This is a genomic window from Pradoshia eiseniae (assembly GCF_002946355.1).
GTDB classification, from domain to species: Bacteria; Bacillota; Bacilli; order Bacillales; family Pradoshiaceae; genus Pradoshia; species Pradoshia eiseniae.
Genome location: NZ_PKOZ01000002.1, coordinates 410,341 through 425,553, shown reverse-complemented (window position 1 = coordinate 425,553; position 15,213 = coordinate 410,341). Strand labels below are relative to the sequence as shown.

Here is a 15,213-nt window from a genome sequence, read left to right as displayed (position 1 = left end):
ATTTAATACACTTGGCATACAGTAGTATGTAGTGCTTCAAATCATCTTTGAATTGGTGTAAAGCATTACGGAAACTATCGGGGGCGTTTGTCCAATAACAAGTTCAGCCATTTCCTTTTTGGAGATGGCTATTTTCATATTAAAAACTTGCATTAATCAATAGCAACAATCCTTGCAAATACAGCCTAGACAAAAAACAGGCGGTGAACCTCTTGGGTCCTCCGCCTGTTCATAATACACTTAATCTTCTAGTTCTTGATCGACTTCAAGAATCTTCCCTGTATATGCATCTACATCAACGTCATATTCAACCTTACCATCTTTGAATTCAAGCTCATACTTTTGGTTTTGGTTATCGTCGTCAATGTCCAATTCAACTTTTGTAACAGTCCCTTTAGCAACTGTTTTTGCGATATTGATGGCTTCTGCTTTTGTGATGACTCCTTTTTGTTTAGCTGCTGATTTAGTTGCTGAGGCTGCCGCTTTTTCTGTTGTTTGGGTCACCGCAGATCTGTCATCTTCATCATTTGTACCTGGTGCTTTTTCATTCACTCCAGCAGCTTTCATCGCTTCACGCTCAGTGACAGTCGCTTTTCCTGTCTCGGCATCAACCTCGATGCTCACTTCTTCATTATTGCTTTGTATATCAAATTCGTAATGAGGACGTTTGTCGTCACGATCATAGTCGGACTCTGTGATGGTTCCGTTTACTTCCTTCAAGGCAATGTCTTTCGCTTCCTGTGCTGTGATCAGTCTCGTGCTGGCAGCTTCCTGCTTCGCGGCAGATCCAGAATTCATGGATTGCGCTAGGACAAAGCCTCCAAATACAGCGGCTGAAATGGTTAACCCGATCAATAATTTCTTCATGATTATCTCTCTCCTTCATTCTTTAACTTACTTGTATTGTATAACCGCAACATTAAACGTAAATTAGAGAAAGATTAGAGTTTCATGAGAAAGGGATTCTAAAGATTAGAATTTGCTAAGAATGTTAGTCATCATACGTGATTGTAATGATTTCGCCTGTCAGCGCATGAATTTGCAGGGTGGCCTCATCCTCCTGATTTTCCAAATCGACATTATAATAACCGCCGTCATCTGTGGCGATGAACTCAACGTCATCAACGGATCCCTCAAATTGAGAGCGCGCAATCTTGACCACTTCCTCCTTCGTCAGAGGCTTAAGTTCGTCCTGTTCGGCTGGTGATTCTTCTGGCGTATCTATTTCTTCCTTAGCTCCCTCTTTGATGACCTTTAAATCACTGAACGTTCCCTCTTCTTCATTAACGAGCACTTGATAAATAAAGTCGTTCTTCCTGAAGGTGACCTCATATTGGTTCTTCTTTTTGGCAATCGCTTGTATCTCCCCATTATAGAGAGAAGACACTCTGTTTTTAATCTCGGCTTCTCCAAAGGTCGTCTTCGAGATGATTTGATTATAGGCATAAACCGCACAGAGTATGATGCAAATAAGGAGCAGAGCAGGCATTATCCAGAGATGCTTTTTACTCATTCGACTCCTCCCCCTTTGGCAGCATAATCGTAAAGAGTGTTCCTTCCCCAATCTTGCTTTCAACCGTTATCGTCCCGCCAAGCAGCTCCGCAAAGTCCTTTGCAATCGCGAGTCCTAGTCCAGTGCCGCCTGTTTGGCGATTCCGGTCCTTGTTCACGCGATAGAAGCGGTCAAATATGTAGGGAATATCCTCCTCCTTGATTCCGATTCCGTAATCACACACTTGGATAGTAATCCCTGTGCCATTCATGACCGTGATATCAATCTTTCCCTCACTGTATTGACGGGCATTATCGAGCAGAATGAAGATGATCTGCCTAAGCTTGGATACATCCGTCTTGAAGGTAAACACCTCACCATACAGGTTGACTTCTCTTTTGTAAGCCTTCCGATAACTTTCGATAATGCTTGTTAACAGTTCCGTCGTGGTGATTGTTTCCCATTTTAGCTGCAAGGTTTCATTCGCCCTAGCAAGTTCAAGCATTTGCTCCATCATCACCTTCATTTGGGCAGTTTGCGAGGTGATAGCCTCTAATGCCTCACGGTTGATTTCTTCATTCTCAAATCCCCTTCTCTTCAAAAGCTTTGCGTAGGATTCTATAATCGTGAGAGGTGTTTTCAGTTCATGGGAGGCATTACCGACGAATTGCTGCTGCTTATTATAGCTGTCCTTAAGCTTATCCATGAGCGAATTATACGTATAGGTCATCTCCGCGATTTCACCTTTTTTATCGTCTGGAGCCTCCAGTTTATCGTATCTGGCCTGGGAGATATTCCGTCTCATCGTGCTTGTCAGCCTTTGAATCGGGAGAACAATCAGCCGCACGAGCAATTGGCTTGCCAAATAAATAGGAATGATGGCAAGCAGCGTAATCAGAATCAATATCCATTTCAAGATAGCCATATTAGCGGATACCTCTTGCAGCGGCTGAACAAGATGAACATCCACGACCGATTGATCCGGCCAGACCATCGGATAGCGGACAGCCATCACAAGCTCTCCCTCCCACTCTGAAACGGTATACTTGCCTCCTTCCTCAATGGCATACTCCATCTTATCCGCCGTGGATGTAGCTTGAAGACGGAGAATGGCTTCGTCCTTCTCATCCTTAATGTAGATCATTCCATTTTGCGGGATGTAGGAGCGCAGGAGCGTATCAATATTCGCCGCGCTCTCAAGCTCACTAATGGCCGCTAGCATTTCATCGCCATCCATCTGAAGCCTGTGATATTCTGTGTCGTAGGCGAGATATTTGTACAAATAATAAATACCGGTGAAGCTGATGAGGAAGATAAAAAGAGTCAGGACAGTCGATAATAGATTGATTCTTGTTTGTAATTTCACCGTCTACTCCTCCTTCATCACATACCCGACGCTTCTGACGGTTCGGATGATCGAATCCCCTAATTTTTGACGGAGATAGCGAACGTATACATCAACGACATTCGTATCGCCGTAATAATCAAACCCCCAAACCGCATCAAGGATTTGTTCTCTCGATTGGACGATATTTTTATTCCGCATAAAATGAACCAGCAAATCGAATTCTCTTGGCGTCAGTTCAATCACCTTTCCATTCTGTTTGACAACATGGCTGTCAATATTGACATGGATTGAGCCCAGACAGCATTCATGGGGTGCTTTAGAATCAGGAACTGGCACAGAAGAATGGAAGCGCAAGTTCACACGTATACGTGCAAGCAATTCCTCAAACTCAAATGGTTTAGTGACATAATCATTCGCCCCAAGGTTCAGCCCTTCGACCTTGTCCTTCACATCGCTTTTAGCTGTCAATAATATCACTGGGACAAGCGAAGAAGCTCGAATATTCGCCAGCACCTCAAGACCATTCATTTCAGGCAGCATGACATCAAGCAGGATAAGGTCGTAGGAGCCTTTCTGGAACATATCTAGACCCTCGCGCCCAGTATGGGCAATGGCTGATTCAAACTCTTCAAATTGCAATTCAAGCTGCAAAAGTCTAGCAAGCTGAGGCTCATCCTCTATGATTAAAATTTTCTGTTTCATCTGTCCGTTCACCTCCCTAAGAAGTATTATCCCTTAATAATAGTATAGATGAAAAAGAGACAAACCCCTAAAAAGGACTTGTCTCTTTCTGTCGCATCTTCATTTCTTCTGCTGTATAGATGATCCTCATTGGATTGCCGCCGACAAAGGCCCCTGCTGGAACATCACGATGAACGAGTGTTCCGGCTGATACGATGGCACCATCCCCTATGCTCACTCCAGGGAGAATCGTTGAATTAGCGCCAATCATCACCTCATCGCCAATCTCGACCTCCCCAAGACGATACTCGGTTATCAAATACTCATGAGCAAGTATCGTGGAATTATAGCCAATGATTGAGTTACGTCCAATCTTAATCATCTCGGGATACATGATATCCGGCATGACCATGAAGGCGATGGATGTTTGATCACCGATCTTCATTCCCGTAAAAGTACGGTACAGCCAGTTTTTCAAACGCATGAAAGGGGTAAAGCGCGCAATCATGAGAACAAGGACATTACGAAACACCTTCCAGAATGAGACGGTCTTATACACATGCCATAATGAGTTGCCCCCACCCTTCAGTGGATAACGCTTTGTCCTTCTCATGATTCAACAATTTTCAAGAGATCACGCATATTTTCAAGCATATAGTCGGGGCCATATTGCTCGAGATAATCTCTTCCCTTTAATGCCCATGCTACTCCTGCCGTTTTGGTGCCTGCGTTCTTCCCCGCCAGGATATCATGGCTATTGTCACCAACCATGATGGTTTCCTCAGCAGATGAACCAATTAACTTCAAGGCAAGCTCAATTGGCTCCGGATCCGGCTTCGGATTCTTGACATCATCAAGAGTCACGACCACATCGAAAAATGAATCAAGCCGCCCTTTCAGAAGGCCGCGTTGTACCGCCTTGCGCATTTTTGTTGTGACAATGCCCACTTTATAGTTGCGTTCCTTTAATTCCCGGATTGTCTCATACACACCTTCGTATTCCTCAACCAACAAATCATGGTGCAAATGATTATGCTCTCTGTAATGCTCAATCATTTCCTCAGCACGCTCAAGATCCAATCCGCTGAAGGTTTCCAGCAGTGACGGACCAATAAATTCATACACGTCTTCACGGGTATATTGGTTCGGATAATAATGATTTAATGTATGCAGAAAAGAAGCAATGATTAATTCATTTGTATTAATCAATGTCCCATCTAAGTCAAATAATAGCGTTGTGATTTTCTTCTCCACTAGGGTTTACCTTTCCTTTCTTTTCATCCAGTCTTGCCCAGATACGTGAGATAATCATCGCGAGCAGGATTGCCGTCACAAGCCTGATAATAAGGAGTGGGATGACAGGCACCCCAAGCGGGATAAAGATGACGGTATCCTCAACGACTGCATGGCAGGCTACCAAAAAGATAAACGCAATTGTCATATCCTTTTTGCTGACGCCATCCTCACGAACTGCCTCCAGCATGACTCCTGCCCCATAAGCGAGCCCTATGACAAGGCCAGCGACCAGTGTCATGGAGGTATTCTCCTTCATTCCAAGCATTCTTGTCACCGGCTTCATCCATTTTGAAAACAAATTCAGCCAATTCAAATCCTTCATGATTTGAATGATAAGCATGAGCGGAATGATAATGAATGCAAGCTTCAGCGTGCCAGAAGTCGCCGCTGTCAGTCCGCTCCAAAGAATTGGCCAGAGGCCTGTAATCGTCTCTTCACCACCAACTGCTCCCCCATATTGTATGACCTCGCCGCCTCCGCGCCAAACAAGGTTTATAACAACTGCCGACAGAATCGCTAGACCAATCCTTGTCACTAAGACTACCCATAGCTTCACACCGACCTTTAGAGCCACACTTGTCTCAATAAAGAGATTGTGACAAAAGGACAGCATCGTCGCAATGATGAATACCTCCTTCACCGTTAAGGAGTCAAGAGCTAGAATGCCGCCGATTCCGGCATATAAATTCAAAAAGTTCCCAAGAACGAGCGGAATGGCCGCATCCCCCGGCAATCCAATCAGCCCCATCGCCGGACTGATTAGGTCAATCAGCCACGGCAGGAGGGGCGTATACTGGAGTATTGTGACGAATAATGTAATCGGGAATATGACCTTCCCGAGCATCCACGTTGTCTTTAGTCCAGACTGCAACCCTTTAACCCAAGTACTTCTCGTCAAAAATACTCCTCCCCTTCCCCTTATGACCTACATATCAAGATACTTCTTCTCGGAATAACCGAGCTTACGTCTAACAATGATTAAAACAACGCCGACCAAGATGAGCACAAGGGATAATACCTGTGCCATACGGAGGGTGTCAAACAGCATCAAGCTGTCGGTTCGTAAGCCTTCCACAAAAAAGCGGCCAATGGAGTACCAAATAACATAGGTCAAGAATAGCTCTCCCTGACGAAGGTTCACTCTGCGTAAAGCAATCAAAATGGCAAAGCCAACGATGTTCCATAAGGACTCATACAAAAATGTCGGATGATGGTAAGCACCGTTTATGTACATTTGGTTAATAATGAAATCCGGGATAAATAAATTCTCCAGGAAGCTGCGGCTCACTTCACCGCCATATGCCTCTTGATTAATGAAGTTCCCCCACCGTCCGATCGCTTGCCCAAGAATGATGGATGGAGCAGCGATATCAGCAAGCTTCCAAAAGGATAATCCCTTGACCCTTGCAAAAACAATCGTCGTGATAACCGCTCCAATTAATGCTCCATGAATCGCAATCCCGCCATTCCAAATCTTTACGATATCACCTAAATGGTCTTTATAATAGGACCATTCAAAAATCACGTAATAGATGCGTGCACTTATAATCGAAATTGGCACCGCATAGATAAGTAAATCAATAAAAACATCTTTATTTAGCCCGCGTCGCTCCGATTCCCGCATGGCGAGCCACAGTCCGAGAAAAACCCCGAGACCAATGATGATTCCGTACCAATAAATAGATAGTGATCCAATCTGAATCGCCACCCGATCAATTGTACCAATCGTACCCATTCTATTCGTCCACCTCTTTATTCATGTTTGTTCTCTTCAATCGCTTCGTTCAGCTTTTCTGTGAACTGCTGAGCTGTATTCACACCCATTCGTTTCAAGCGGAAATTCATGGCGGCCACCTCAATGATGACGGCGATATTTCGGCCCGGACGAACAGGGATGTTCATGCGCGTAATATTCGTGTCAATAATCCGAATTTTTTCCTCCTCAAGACCAAGCCTATCATAATTCTTTTGCTGATCCCAAAGCTCTAAATTGATGACTAGTGAGATCTTTTTATGACTTCGGACAGCACCTGCACCGAATAAGGTCATCACATTGATGATGCCCACTCCCCTGATTTCAAGCAAATGCTCAATTAGTTCAGGCGAGTTGCCGACTAATGTATCATCATCCTCTTGACGAATTTCAACACAGTCATCGGCCACAAGACGATGTCCTCTTTTCACTAGCTCTAGCGCAGTCTCACTCTTACCGACCCCGCTTTTGCCTGTAATCAGGACTCCAACGCCATAAATGTCAACGAGCACCCCATGGACAGCGGTCGTTGGCGCTAATTTGCTTTCAAGAAAATTAGTTAAACGGCTGGAAAAACGGGTCGTTTTCATCGATGTGCGAAGAACGGGAACTGATACTTTTTCTGCAGCCACGATTAATTCTTGAGGAATATCAATACCTCTGGTAACAATAATACAAGGGGTAATATCACTGCATAATCTCTCCATTCGGCCTGCACGCACTTCCGGGCTGAGCCTTGAGAAGAAGGTTAGTTCGGTCATGCCAAGGATTTGAATTCGATCAGCCGGATAATAATCAAAGTATCCTGCAATTTCAAGGCCTGGCCTTGATAGATCACTTACTGTTATCGGTCTATTGATGCCTTCTTCCCCACTGATGAGTTCTAGCTGAAACTCGTCAATGAGATCTACTGTTTTAACTTTGGGCAAAAAAATTCCCTCCCTGAACATTATTAGGAAATCGTGCTTTCATTTTATCATTATTTCCTATTAAACCATACACTAACGGATAGATAATTCTGTTTTTCTGACTAATGATGCGATACGATAGGAAGAGAAGAGAGATATCTATTTAAAGGAGCTGAGAGAATGACCATACTAATCAAGAATGCAACCATCTATCTCGATGATGCCACTCTCGAGGATGGATATATTTTGATTGATGGTGAAACCATTAAGGAAGTAGGACCAGCACATCTAGCTCCCCATGAAGCTGATGAAATACTGACCCTATCGCCAAATGAAGTTGTGCTTCCAGGATTTATTGATATGCATATCCACGGTGCCGGCGGAAGCGATGCGATGGATGGAACAGTAGAAGCCGTTGCCCACATGGCAGCATTCCTACCTAAGGAAGGAACCACCTCCTTCTTGCCAACTACCATGACTCAATCTCCGGAGAGCATCGAACAGGCTTTAGAAGCGCTTCATCAATATAGCCAATCGGATAATGTTCCCGGGACTGCAGATGTTATCGGCGTTCACTTAGAGGGACCTTTCGTCAATCCTTCCAAAGCCGGTGCCCAGCCAGTCCAATATATCATTAATCCCGATGCCGAGCTCTTCAAGAAATGGTATGAGTTATCCGGCCAAACGATTAAGCAGGTTACGCTCGCTCCAGAGGAGCCAGGCGGCAAGGAATTGGTAGAACTGTTGAAAAAGGAAGGGATTATCTCATCCATCGGTCATACAGGGGCGACTTATCAGGAAACGATGGACGCTATCTCACTCGGCGTCAGTCAAGCCACCCATCTATTCAACCAGATGACAGGCCTTCATCACCGAGATATCGGGGCAGCAGGAGCCTCTCTCATGAATGAGAGTATATACGCAGAACTGATTGTGGACGGTATTCATGTCTCTCCTGAAATGGTTGAGCTCGCTCTCAAGCTAAAAGGGATTGACCGAACCATCCTGATTACGGATGCCATGCGTGCCAAAGGCCTTTCAGACGGCAAATACGATCTTGGCGGACAAGATGTATTCGTTAAAGGCAAGGAAGCCAGACTAGAAGACGGTGCCCTTGCCGGCAGCATCCTTAAGATGAATGATGCCGTGAAAAACATCATCACTTATACGGGCTGCTCGCTAAAAGACGCTGTCCAAATGGCAGCCGTCAACCCGGCTAAGCAATTGAATATATATGACAAAAAGGGCAGCATTGCTGCAGGGAAGGATGCGGACATTGTCATTCTTGACGACGACTTCCAGGTTCGCACAACGATTTGTCGAGGAAAAATAGCCTATAGAGGAGAGTAAGAGCTATGTCACAAAACAACATGAAAATCATCGTAGTTGAAGACTATAATGAAATGAGCAAAAAAGCGGCCGAGATTCTTATCAAAAAAGTCCAAGAAAAGCCGAATGCAGTACTAGGGCTTGCGACAGGAAGCACACCAGTCGGTCTTTATAAGGAATTGATCGAAGACAATCAGAAAAACGGGACAAGCTACAAAGATATCCATACTGTCAATTTGGATGAGTATATTGGGCTTCCGAAAGAAGACAAAAACAGCTATTATACCTTTATGCGCGAGAATCTCTTTAATCAGCTCACGATTCCGGAGGAACACACGAACATCCCAAATGGCAATAACCAAGATTTACTCGAAGAATGCGACCGATATGAAAAGATTATCGATGCGCTAGGACAAGTTGATCTTCAAATACTCGGAATTGGCTCAAACGGCCATATCGGATTTAATGAGCCAGGCAGCTCTTTCACAGGTCAAACTCATATCATTGACCTCAAGGAAAGCACGCGTCAGGCAAATGCCCGTTTCTTCGAATCGATTGATGAGGTACCAAAACAAGCGATCACAATGGGCATTGGCACCATTATGAAAAGCAAAGAAATCCTCCTTTTGGCCTCAGGCACAGCTAAAGCAGAGGCCATTCGCGGAACGATTCATGGAGAAGTAACAGAAGATTTGCCTGCAAGCATTCTTCAAACTCACCCGAATGTTACGTTAATTGTTGATAAAGAAGCTTATTCATTATGTGAATAAGACTACAAGACAAAGGACAAACCTGCAGCGATAGTAGGTTTGTCTTTTTTTCATTCCTATGGTCCATTTCTAGGCTTGTCTCATATGATAAGTACAAAGATAAAGGAGGTAATTAGCGTGAAGATTGTGCTTGATGCGGGTCATGGATTTGCTACTTTGGGGAAGCAGACACCAGATGGGATGAAGGAATATGAGTTTAATCGGGCAGTCGCCCACTATGCACGCAATCTCCTTTCGGGTTATGACAATCTTGAAGTTTTATTCACACATAGCGATGAGCAGGATGTTCCGCTCAAAGGGCGAACCGATATGGCTAACAGGCTTGGGGCTGACTGTTTTCTGTCCATACACGCCAATGCGGCTGGCGATGGGAAATGGCATGAAGCTGAAGGAATTGAGACATTCATTCACACATCCACTCCCTGGGATGCCCATTTCCTTGCTACGGCAATCCAAGATCAGCTCATTAGATTGACCGGCCGTAAAAATCGTGGAGTTAAGACGGCTAATTTCCATGTACTTCGCGAGACGACGATGACTGCTATCCTTGTTGAATGCGGCTTTATGACGCACAAGGAGGAAAGCAAGCTTCTGCAAAGTGAGAGCTACAGAAAGCAATGCGCCACAGCCATTGTTCAGGCAGTCATTCAACATTATGACCTGAAGAAAGAGATGAAGGCTTCTTCCAAGAAGCTTTATAAAGTTCAGGTGGGAGCCTTTGCCAATAAAAGAGGTGCAGAACAGCTAGCTGCAGAGCTCCAAAAACTTGGGTTTGACACCCATATTATTCAAACGCCATAATTTAAAGGCCTGAAGCAAACATTTGCTTCAGGCCTTTCATTTTTAGTCCGTAACACTTTCCATAATCGTGTTTACGAAGGATAAGATGACAGATACGAGGAAGGTCAGCCAAAATCCGTCTATTTGAAAAGCACTGCCCATCACGGCATCAACAATGCTCAGCACGATTGTATTGATAAAGAGCAAAAAGATGCCCAGTGTCACAATGGTGATCGGTAATGTCAGGATGGTCACGATTGGCTTCACAATGACATTGCAGATTGACAAGACGATTGCTGCAATGATGGCTGCCCCAAATCCGGATACATGCACACCTTCAAATACCTGCATTAACAAGACAAATACCGCTGCATTAATAAGTATCTTTAGAATCCATTTCATCGACTGGTACTCTCCTCTGCTTGCTCCCTCGGCATGAAATAGCTAAGAATGGTATATGGAATAATCAAAAGAAAACTAGTTGGAATCAGCCCAATAACGAACAATATACGCAGGATAATCGGCTTAATGCCAAAATAACGAGCGATTCCTCCTAACACTCCCAATAAAACCTTATCGGAGTAATTGGTTCTCATAAGCTTTTTATTCATATCGCTGATTTTACAACTCCTTTATAGAATCCGCGCCGACATCAAAGGGTATGCTTCACCTTAATGCTGCCTGCTTTTGATTCGGCAAAAACATGCATGGAATGCTCTTCTTTTTGCATGGATTGGAAACGAAGCATTTTTTGAACGATGTCATTTTTCTCCTCAACCACTTGAATACCCTTCAAATCAATATTGAAACTGCCAAGATTCGACTTTAATTCTCCGTCACAGGTTGTGCCCTGCGGGATTTGCAGATTGATGCTTCCTGCTTGCGCTTTTGCACGAAGCGTTTCTCCATATTGGCCCGCTTGCTTACATTGAATGCTGCCATTAATCGTTTGAATATCAGCAGTCCGGAATGACCCATCCACTTGAATCGATCCGTTCATCGTATCAACCTCAAGCTCGCCTGCATCGAAGGACGTGAGCTTAATCGCCCCATTCACGGTCTCAAATTCTGCCTCACGCGCATTAAAATCGCGGAAAGCAATGGTCCCGTTCGCCGTCTTTGTCTTAATCTCATCAACATTCATATCCTCGCCCGTGATGCCTCCGTTAAATAGGCGTATCCTCAGCTCTTGGTATCGATTTTTCGGCACTTTAATGGTTGCCTTCAATTTAATTGCACGATCTTGAAGGGAGAATTTCAGCTTGCCATTCTCAATTTTATTGACGATTTGATTTTGCAGCTTTTCCCTTGCCTCAGTCGTATTTTCTGCGCGATATACCTTCGCTTTACATTCAATATCCACTTCATTGCGATCCCATGGAGCAATAGTGATTTCTCCGTTAGCCACATCAATATCAATCATATTAAACGGTTTCGTCTCTTGATGGTACAGATGGTCAATCTCTATGCTGGAGCCGAAATTCCAATCAAAATCGATATCCTTGATTTTTTTCACGACATCATCCACGACACCCAAAATCCGATCCATTGTGGATACAGTCTTTTTCGCATGCGGCTGCTCTTGTTTTCTGTCTCCCTCTGGCTGTACAGTTGTCGCTAGCTCCCTTGACTCCTGCTGGTTTTCTTGTTGGGCGAGCTTTTCTTTCTTGTCGAGCTGTTCGAGCAGGAGCAATGCCTCATCTGCATTCAAAAGCCCTTCCTTGACCATTTCCAGAATACGTTTTTTCTCATCGTTCATATTAGTCATCTCCCTTATAGCATGGTTTTAACCTATGCAAACTTTATGACATTATGTGTATGCACAAAACTATTTCTTCTATCATGTACGAATAAGAACAAAAAAGGTTTCCATAAAAAATGGAAGACGTGCCCATCAATCCTCTGACAATCAGTCTTACAATTGATAAACACGCCTTTATTCTTGCTTGCCCTTAAAGCTTTAAGCCTTCAAAAAAAAACTTCCTCAATGACCCGTCTTCTGTGTCAGCCGCTCCTCCATCCGCTTGCGATCGCGTTCAAGAATCGGCTTCAAATATTGACCTGTATAAGATTCCGGCGTTTCCGCGATATGCTCTGGCGGGCCGGAAGCAATAAGGGTACCACCCTTTTCACCGCCCTCAGGACCAAGATCAATCAGATAATCGGCCGCCTTGATGACATCAAGATTATGCTCAATAACCAGGACTGTATCCCCGTTATCAACAAGACGCTGCAGCACTTCCAATAAGCGCGCAATATCCTCTACATGCAAGCCTGTTGTCGGTTCATCGAGAATATAGAGTGAGCGTCCATTAGAGCGTCTATGGAGCTCACTGGCCAATTTCATCCGCTGCGCCTCCCCTCCAGAAAGGGTCGTTGCCGGCTGACCAAGTTTAATATAACCGAGCCCGACATCATGGATAGTTTGAAGCTTCCGTTTAATTCTTGGCAGGTTTTCAAAGAATTGAAGAGCTTCTTCAACCGTCATATCAAGAATATCTGAAATGCTTTTTCCTTTATAGGTAACCTCTAAGGTTTCCCGATTATAACGTTTGCCATGACAAACCTCACAAGGAACATACACATCCGGCAGGAAATGCATCTCTATCTTAATGATTCCATCCCCTCGGCATGCTTCACAGCGGCCACCTTTAACGTTAAAGCTAAAGCGGCCCTTCTGATAACCGCGCACCTTCGCCTCATTTGTTGATGCAAACACATCTCGAATATCATCAAATACACCCGTATAGGTTGCCGGGTTAGAGCGCGGAGTCCGGCCAATAGGGGATTGATCGATATCAATGACCTTCTCAAGCGCCTCGATTCCCTTTATCTCCTTATGCAGCCCAGGCTTCGCCTTAGCACGTTGCAGTTTATGGGCCAGCGATTTATGAAGGATTTCATTAACAAGCGTACTTTTCCCTGAGCCGGAAACCCCTGTTACGGCAACAAATGTTCCAAGCGGGAAGGAAACATTTATATTGCGCAGATTATTTTCCCGTGCTCCACGAATTTCAATCTCCTGTCCATTCCCTTTCCTGCGTTCATGAGGAAGCGGAATGAACTTCTCCCCCGAGAGATATTGGCCTGTGAGGGAATTTGGATTCTTCATGACCTCTTCAGGTGTGCCAGCAGCTACGATTTGTCCGCCATTCGCGCCAGCCCCGGGACCGACATCAATTAAATAATCAGCCGCAAGCATCGTGTCTTCATCATGCTCAACAACGATTAATGTATTCCCGATATCACGCATGCTCCGAAGCGCATCAATCAGGCGATCATTATCGCGCTGATGAAGGCCGATAGACGGTTCATCAAGTATATAAAGAACACCCGTTAAACGTGAACCAATCTGGGTAGCCAGACGGATTCGCTGTGCTTCCCCCCCAGACATGGTACCTGCAGCCCGGTTAAGTGTTAAATATTCTAGACCCACATTATTGAGAAATCCAAGCCGCTCCTTAATTTCACGGAAAATAGAACGGCCGATGCTCATATCTTTCTCTGACAGCTCTAAGCTGTCGAAGAATGTATACGCATCCTGTATAGACAGCTCTGAAATCTGTCCAATATGACGCCCGTCAACAAGGACGGCCATACTCTCCTTCTTCAAGCGGTAACCTTTACATGTCGGGCACTTTTGCTCAGCCATGTATTTCTCCATCTGATCCCGAATATAATCAGAATTAGTTTCTCGATAGCGGCGCTCCACATTGTTGAGCACCCCTTCAAACTCCACATAATTCTCGCGTACCTGGCCAAAATCATTCTCGTAACGGAAATAGATTTTCTCGCCGTCAGACCCATTCAGAATTTTATCCATTTGGTCCTCTCGCAGCTGCGATACCGGTACATCCATGTCAATTCCATAATGGTCAGCAATACACTCAAGCAGCTTCGGGTAATATTGTGAACTCGTCGGCTGCCATGGAGCAATCGCATGCTCCCGCAAGGTCAATTCCGTGTCAGGAATGACCGCATCCTTATCCACCTTCAGCTTATATCCAATTCCATCACATGTCGGGCAGGCACCAAACGGACTGTTAAAGGAGAAAATACGCGGTTCAAGCTCCCCGATGGAGAACCCGCAATACGGGCAGGAATGGTGCTCACTGAAGAGAAGCTCCTCTTGTCCGATGACATCAATCATGACTTTTCCATGACCGATGGAAAGCGCTGATTCAAGGGAATCAGATAGTCTTGTTGCGATTCCTTCCTTCACGACAATCCTGTCAATGACAACCTCAATGGAATGGCTCTTATTCTTATCAAGCTCAATATTATCATCCAAATCATACATTTCATTATCGATCCGAACCCTCACATACCCTTGTTTCTTAATATCTTCAAGGAGCTTTGCATGGGTCCCTTTTCTTCCTGTCACAGCAGGAGCAAGAACCTGCAGCTTCGTCCGCTCAGGATATTCCATAATTCGGTCTACCATCTGTTCAATTGTCTGTGAGGTAATCTCTATCCCATGCTTCGGACAAACCGGCTTGCCGACGCGGGCATACAAAAGGCGCATATAATCGTAGATTTCCGTAACAGTCGCCACTGTAGACCGCGGGTTGCGGCTCGTCGTTTTCTGATCAATGGAGATGGAAGGCGACAGCCCTTCTATGCTATCGACATCCGGCTTATCCATTTGACCAAGGAATTGCCGCGCGTAGGCGGACAATGATTCCACATAGCGCCGCTGCCCTTCTGCATAAATCGTGTCAAAGGCAAGCGACGATTTCCCTGAGCCAGAGAGACCTGTCAGAACGACTAATTGATCACGCGGAATCGTGACGTCAATATCCTTCAGGTTATTTTCTCTTGCTCCCTTCACTACTATCTTATCTAAAGCCATCCTT

The 15,213-nt window shown here is 44.8% G+C and carries 16 protein-coding genes; 3 read left to right on the top strand and 13 right to left on the bottom strand.

What is annotated here, in order from left to right; genetic code table 11:
- Positions 1-240 precede the first annotated feature (240 nt).
- The 9 genes from CYL18_RS06805 to hprK all read right to left on the bottom strand — a co-directional run bounded on the left by CYL18_RS06805 (position 241) and on the right by hprK (position 7,499).
- Positions 241-867, bottom strand: a complete 627-nt coding sequence (locus CYL18_RS06805; RefSeq protein WP_104848723.1) for a PepSY domain-containing protein — start codon at positions 865-867, stop codon at positions 241-243.
- 124 nt (positions 868-991) lie between these two features.
- A complete protein-coding gene (locus tag CYL18_RS06800) occupies positions 992-1,513 on the bottom strand; it encodes a PepSY domain-containing protein (RefSeq protein ID WP_104848722.1) in 522 nt (173 codons plus the stop codon).
- Positions 1,506-2,858 carry a sensor histidine kinase gene (locus CYL18_RS06795; RefSeq protein ID WP_104848721.1) on the bottom strand — a complete coding sequence of 451 codons (1,353 nt, stop codon included), beginning with the start codon at positions 2,856-2,858 and terminating at the stop codon, positions 1,506-1,508. The genes CYL18_RS06800 and CYL18_RS06795 overlap by 8 nt, the downstream gene beginning before the upstream one ends.
- 3 nt (positions 2,859-2,861) lie before the next feature.
- Entirely contained in the window at positions 2,862-3,542 is a 681-nt protein-coding gene (locus CYL18_RS06790) for a response regulator transcription factor (protein WP_104848720.1), read from the bottom strand.
- 67 nt (positions 3,543-3,609) lie between these two features.
- Complete coding sequence (locus CYL18_RS06785) at positions 3,610-4,134, bottom strand: acyltransferase (RefSeq protein ID WP_104848719.1); 525 nt, start codon at positions 4,132-4,134, stop codon at positions 3,610-3,612.
- A complete protein-coding gene (gene ppaX / locus CYL18_RS06780) occupies positions 4,131-4,775 on the bottom strand; it encodes a pyrophosphatase PpaX (RefSeq protein ID WP_104848718.1) in 645 nt (214 codons plus the stop codon). Before ppaX ends, CYL18_RS06785 begins: the two co-directional genes overlap by 4 nt.
- The gene (locus CYL18_RS06775) at positions 4,744-5,661 is read right to left on the bottom strand and encodes a nucleoside recognition domain-containing protein (RefSeq protein ID WP_104848745.1); all 918 of its coding nucleotides are present in this window, start codon (positions 5,659-5,661) and stop codon (positions 4,744-4,746) included. Before CYL18_RS06775 ends, ppaX begins: the two co-directional genes overlap by 32 nt.
- 81 nt (positions 5,662-5,742) lie before the next feature.
- Positions 5,743-6,552 carry a prolipoprotein diacylglyceryl transferase gene (lgt, locus tag CYL18_RS06770; RefSeq protein ID WP_104848717.1) on the bottom strand — a complete coding sequence of 270 codons (810 nt, stop codon included), beginning with the start codon at positions 6,550-6,552 and terminating at the stop codon, positions 5,743-5,745.
- 17 nt (positions 6,553-6,569) lie between these two features.
- Positions 6,570-7,499, bottom strand: a complete 930-nt coding sequence (hprK, locus tag CYL18_RS06765; RefSeq protein ID WP_104848716.1) for an HPr(Ser) kinase/phosphatase — start codon at positions 7,497-7,499, stop codon at positions 6,570-6,572.
- A gap of 159 nt (positions 7,500-7,658) precedes the next feature.
- Between hprK and nagA the strand changes: the two genes are divergently transcribed.
- The 3 genes from nagA (at position 7,659) to CYL18_RS06750 (ending at position 10,378) form a co-directional block, all read left to right on the top strand.
- The gene (gene nagA, locus CYL18_RS06760) at positions 7,659-8,828 is read left to right on the top strand and encodes an N-acetylglucosamine-6-phosphate deacetylase (RefSeq protein WP_104848715.1); all 1,170 of its coding nucleotides are present in this window, start codon (positions 7,659-7,661) and stop codon (positions 8,826-8,828) included.
- A gap of 20 nt (positions 8,829-8,848) precedes the next feature.
- Entirely contained in the window at positions 8,849-9,577 is a 729-nt protein-coding gene (gene nagB / locus CYL18_RS06755; protein ID WP_104848744.1) for a glucosamine-6-phosphate deaminase, read from the top strand.
- A gap of 117 nt (positions 9,578-9,694) precedes the next feature.
- A complete protein-coding gene (locus tag CYL18_RS06750) occupies positions 9,695-10,378 on the top strand; it encodes an N-acetylmuramoyl-L-alanine amidase (protein ID WP_104848714.1) in 684 nt (227 codons plus the stop codon).
- A gap of 42 nt (positions 10,379-10,420) precedes the next feature.
- On the opposite strand, the gene CYL18_RS06745 is transcribed toward CYL18_RS06750, so the two are convergent.
- The 4 genes from CYL18_RS06745 to uvrA form a co-directional block, all read right to left on the bottom strand.
- Positions 10,421-10,759: a phage holin family protein gene (locus CYL18_RS06745; RefSeq protein WP_104848713.1), complete on the bottom strand. Its 339-nt coding sequence runs from the start codon at positions 10,757-10,759 to the stop codon at positions 10,421-10,423.
- Positions 10,756-10,953: a PspC domain-containing protein gene (locus CYL18_RS06740; protein ID WP_236636281.1), complete on the bottom strand. Its 198-nt coding sequence runs from the start codon at positions 10,951-10,953 to the stop codon at positions 10,756-10,758. The genes CYL18_RS06745 and CYL18_RS06740 overlap by 4 nt, the downstream gene beginning before the upstream one ends.
- A gap of 56 nt (positions 10,954-11,009) precedes the next feature.
- Positions 11,010-12,116, bottom strand: a complete 1,107-nt coding sequence (locus tag CYL18_RS06735) for a DUF4097 family beta strand repeat-containing protein (protein WP_161497095.1) — start codon at positions 12,114-12,116, stop codon at positions 11,010-11,012.
- Positions 12,117-12,341: 225 nt separating this feature from the next.
- The gene (gene uvrA / locus CYL18_RS06730) at positions 12,342-15,209 is read right to left on the bottom strand and encodes an excinuclease ABC subunit UvrA (protein WP_104848710.1); all 2,868 of its coding nucleotides are present in this window, start codon (positions 15,207-15,209) and stop codon (positions 12,342-12,344) included.
- Positions 15,210-15,213 lie beyond the last annotated feature (4 nt).